The organism is Cognatundibacterium luofuense, from assembly GCF_018139685.1.
Classification (GTDB): Bacteria; Pseudomonadota; Gammaproteobacteria; order Burkholderiales; family Burkholderiaceae_D; genus Undibacterium; species Undibacterium luofuense.
This window is the reverse complement of sequence record NZ_JAGSPN010000060.1, coordinates 1-640: the sequence shown is the minus strand read 5'-3', so window position 1 is coordinate 640 and position 640 is coordinate 1. Positions and strand designations below refer to the sequence as shown.

The window sequence follows — 640 nt, the reverse complement described above, 5'->3', positions numbered from 1 at the left end:
CGTCGATCCCGACATGCTCTACCTGCAAGACAATATCGCCGCGATTGCCCAACGCATCGCCGCCCCCTTACTTGGCCACATCCCGCGTCTGCGCGGAACGGCCGCGGAACAGCGCAGCGCTGCTGCTGCCTGTCTCGACCTTAACACACTTACACTTCAGTCAAGGAAGACTTATGCAAGCGAATGAACCCCTGCAACAGCCGCTGAGTTTTCAGCCACCTGTGAAAAAAATTGAAGCTGAAACCTGGCCGGTAGACGATGTGCTGGCCTTATTCGATCTGCCTTTCAATGAACTGATGTTCAAAGCACAGTCCGCCCATCGCGCCAATTTCCCGGATGGTGATGTGGAACTCGCGACGCTGTTATCGATTAAGACCGGCGGTTGCGAAGAGGATTGCGGATACTGTCCGCAGGCTGCACGTTACGATACCGGCGTGGAAGCCAAGAAAATGCTGGATGTGCGCGAAGTGCTGGATGCTGCCAAAGCCGCACGTGAAAATGGTGCAACCCGCTTCTGCATGGGCGCCGCATGGCGTTCACCGAAAGACCGCGATATGGAAAAAGTCGAAACCATGGTGCGTGAAGTCAAAGCCATGGGTTTGGAAACCTGCGCCACACTCGGTATGCTGAAAGAAGAGCA

Annotated in this window: 1 protein-coding gene and 1 pseudogene; both read left to right on the top strand. The window is 55.3% G+C overall.

Annotated features, from left to right (window positions below):
- Positions 1-187, top strand: a pseudogene (locus tag KDM89_RS19285) (hypothetical protein); the annotation flags it as partial.
- On the top strand, positions 174-640 hold a 467-nt coding region (locus KDM89_RS19280), incomplete at its 3' end, for a biotin synthase BioB (protein ID WP_329604701.1). The pseudogene KDM89_RS19285 and the gene KDM89_RS19280, both read left to right, overlap by 14 nt.